Here is a 3,199-nt window from a genome sequence, read left to right as displayed (position 1 = left end):
GCGACAGGCTTCACCGTCGCCGGTCTCGACGATCTGCGTGATCTGGGCCTCGTCTGCCCCCTCGGGCAATTCGCTGGTGAGAGCGGCCTGCAGGTTGGCGCAGGCCTCCTCTACCGAGGTCTGTTGCGCATGCCCGGCGAACGGAACGGTGAGGGCTGTACCGACGAGCAAGGTCGAAAGGACAGATTTCATCGGGATTGGCTCCACTGGATTAAATCATTTCGTGTCAGTCCAAGAAGCGACCGGGATATAGAGTTCCACCCTCGTCAGACCAATTAACAAACGTTAGTTTCTTTCAATCTCGCGGAACGGTTCATCCCTGCTTTGGTTGATGGACCAAATGAAAGCGCAAAACCGGATTCTTATCCGATCCTTTGCATAGCCGTTTCCGCCCTGGAGGTAACTCATGGCAAACTCGACTGACCCCAATCGTCCAGCCGATCCCGCTGGCGCGTCCCGCTCACCTGCGGGGCTCGCGAGTGATGTCCTCCGACACGGCTCGAACCTGGTTCAGAACGAAATCGAGCTCGCCCGGGCCGAGATGTCCGAGAAAGCGGCGCAACTGAAGGCCGCGATCGGCGAGCTCATCGCGGGCACCGTCTTGGTGATGGTTTCCCTTGGCATTCTGCTTTCCGCCCTCGTCAGCGGCGTCGCGCGCCTGCTCGTCGGACTCTTCGGCGACGATGCTTCGGCAGGCCGGGAAGTCGTCGCGCTCGACGGGCTCGACGAGAGACAAGTCCAGGTGGTCACGGCAGTGAACCGGAACGTCGAGGCGGCGCTCGATGCCGCGCGGACGCTGCCGACCTATGAAGGGCTCGCCGCGTTGCTCGTCGGCGTGGTGTTCGCCGTGATCGGCGCGCTCCTCCTGCGCAACGGACTGAGCAAGCTCGATCCGGGAAACCTGGTTCCGGACCGGACCATTCGGCAGGTCAAGAAGGACAAAGAGATGGCGCGCGACCAGATCTGAGCCGCACCGATCCGTCCCAACGTTCGTCTCAACGAAGGAATTCAGACAATGGCTGACAGCAAACACGATCAGAAGACCACGCGCGAGGCCGAGCGTGACGTCGAGACGGCTCGCGCGAACCTTGCCGGGTCCATCGACAGCCTCGAGGCCCGGCTTAGCCCGAACGCGCTCGTCGATCAGGGGATCGCATATTTCCGGGGCGACGGGCGCCGGCATCTCGACAATCTGGTGCGCAACGCTCAGGCCAATCCAATTCCGCTGGTCCTGATCGGGATCGGGGTCGCATGGCTGGCGATGGGATCGAACCGGAACCCGAGACCGACGTCGGCCGGTCAGCGAGTCCCGACTGATCGCTACGACGATGCCCTTGTTTACGGGAACGATCACGATGAGTACGGGTCAGCGTCAGACTTGAACGCGACCCGATCGGCACCGGGTGTTGGTGCGAGCGCAACGGCGTCGTCCGCAATGGCGGGTCAACCGCGCACGACAGGCCTCGGCACGAATACGCCATCTTCGATGTCGGACGAAGCCCGTGATCCGCTGCGATCCCCGGATGCCACCGATCCCGCGATCACGGGCGATCCGCTCCCGAGCGATAGCACCGCCAAGGAGCCGGTCGTCGCTTCGAAGCCCACGACGGCAGACAGGGATGAGAACACCGACACGCTTTCGGAGAAAGCCCGTGATCCGCTGCGATCGTCAGAACCGCTGAAAAATGCCGACAGTTCGAGCTCGGATGATCCACTTCTTAAGGACGATGGGGTCGAAGATCCGGCTCTTGGATCTAAGCCGACCACGAAGATGAACCCGAAGGTGGATAAGGAAAGCCCGTCGTTCCGAGACCCGATCACGAACGCGCATAGCGATCTGGATGACGACAAAAAGGTCTAGTCGTCATCAACACACAGACGTCCGGTCGTAACCTGGCGGTCCTCCAGCACTCCTATGGCATCGAAACGCGAGCGAAGCACCAGCCGTCTTGCCGCCATACGACATCCTCCTTGATGCGGTATCAGTTGAGATATCATGCGAACACCATCCAGACCCCGTGGCCTGAAAGCCCTCGCCACGCTCGCGGTCGCGGGCGGCCTCGCTGCCGTTCGCCAGCGGCGGCACAACCGTGACCGCGACGACACCGGTGACGCCGACCCGAGGAGCCCGCACGCATCGGAGGCCCCGTCGGAGCTACCGACCCGTGGCTGGATAGATGTCCTCAAGCGGACCTACGCGGAAATCACCAATGACCATGTCATGCTGGTGGCCGCAGGCGTGACCTTCTATGCGCTGCTCGCCCTGTTTCCGGCCCTCGCCGCGCTGGTCTCGATCTACGGGCTCTTCGCCGATCCGGCGACGATCCAAGGGCACATCACCGCGCTGGAAGGCGTCTTGCCCGGCGGCACGATGGAGATCATCAGCGGCCAGCTCGAGTCGCTGGCCTCGCAGGGCTCGGCCGGGCTCGGGCTGGCCTTCGTCCTCGGGCTCGGCACCTCGCTCTGGTCGGCCAATGCCGGGGTCAAGTCGATCTTCGAGGCGCTCAACATCGCCTACGAGGAAGAGGAGACACGCGGCTTCATACGCCTGACGCTGACCTCGCTCGCCTTTACGCTGGGCGGGCTCGTCTTCGTGATCCTGGCCCTCGGAGCGGTGCTCGCGGTGCCGGCGATCCTGCAGAACATGGCCTTCGGTGCACAGCTCGAGGCGCTCGTGAACTGGCTTCGCTGGCCTGTCCTCCTGATCGTCGTTGCCGGTCTGATCGCGCTTCTCTATCGCTATGGCCCGTCCCGTGAACCGCCAGAGTGGCGATGGGTCAGCTGGGGCAGCGGGATCGCGGCGGTGCTCTGGCTGGTCTTCTCGGGTCTTTTCTCCTGGTATGCTTCGAACTTCGGTTCCTACGACGCGACCTACGGCTCGCTCGGCGCGGCGATCGGCTTCATGACGTGGATCTGGATCAGTACGATCGTCGTCGTGACCGGCGCAGAGCTGAACTCCGAACTCGAACACGAGACCACGGCCGACACGACGACCGGCCCGGAGAGGCCGATGGGCGCGCGCGGCGCCGTCATGGCCGACCGCGCCGCGGGCGGCTCGAAACGCGCCAAGCGCCGGGGCGACGGACTCTAGACGATCGCGTGCGGGACCCACGCAGGTTCGCTTTCCAAGCTTGTCGATCGTGGCGCCCGCAGCGATCCTCCTGAATGCGCAGCTTCTTGACGGGTAACTGGGCGACCA

Annotated in this window: 4 protein-coding genes; 3 read left to right on the top strand and 1 reads right to left on the bottom strand. The window is 63.5% G+C overall.

From position 1 onward, the window contains the following. Positions 1–192: hypothetical protein (locus tag Q1A87_RS23160; protein WP_299657129.1), on the bottom strand; the 192-nt coding region annotated here is incomplete at its 3' end. A gap of 214 nt (positions 193–406) precedes the next feature. Here Q1A87_RS23160 and Q1A87_RS23155 point away from each other — a divergent pair. The 3 genes from Q1A87_RS23155 (at position 407) to Q1A87_RS23145 (ending at position 3,091) form a co-directional block, all read left to right on the top strand. Next, a complete protein-coding gene (locus Q1A87_RS23155; RefSeq protein WP_299657126.1) occupies positions 407–967 on the top strand; it encodes a phage holin family protein in 561 nt (186 codons plus the stop codon). A 48-nt stretch (positions 968–1,015) separates the two neighbouring features. Beyond that, complete coding sequence (locus Q1A87_RS23150) at positions 1,016–1,861, top strand: DUF3618 domain-containing protein (RefSeq protein ID WP_299657123.1); 846 nt, start codon at positions 1,016–1,018, stop codon at positions 1,859–1,861. Between the two features lie 135 nt (positions 1,862–1,996). Next, positions 1,997–3,091 (top strand): YihY/virulence factor BrkB family protein, encoded by a 1,095-nt coding sequence (locus Q1A87_RS23145; RefSeq protein WP_299657120.1) that lies wholly within the window; start codon positions 1,997–1,999, stop codon positions 3,089–3,091. Positions 3,092–3,199: the final 108 nt, after the last annotated feature.

It is taken from the genome of uncultured Jannaschia sp., from assembly GCF_947494055.1.
Taxonomy (GTDB): domain Bacteria; phylum Pseudomonadota; class Alphaproteobacteria; order Rhodobacterales; family Rhodobacteraceae; genus Jannaschia.
The sequence above is the reverse complement of the archived record's forward strand: the minus strand, read 5'-3'. Positions and strand labels throughout refer to the sequence as shown.

What these genes read in the sequence shown, in the direction of transcription:
- Q1A87_RS23155 (WP_299657126.1), top strand. Translation starts at nt 407, where the DNA reads ATGGCAAACTCGACTGACCCCAATCGTCCAGCCGATCCCGCTGGCGCG.
- Q1A87_RS23145 (WP_299657120.1), top strand. Translation starts at nt 1,997, where the DNA reads ATGCGAACACCATCCAGACCCCGTGGCCTGAAAGCCCTCGCCACGCTC.
- Q1A87_RS23150 (WP_299657123.1), top strand. Translation starts at nt 1,016, where the DNA reads ATGGCTGACAGCAAACACGATCAGAAGACCACGCGCGAGGCCGAGCGT.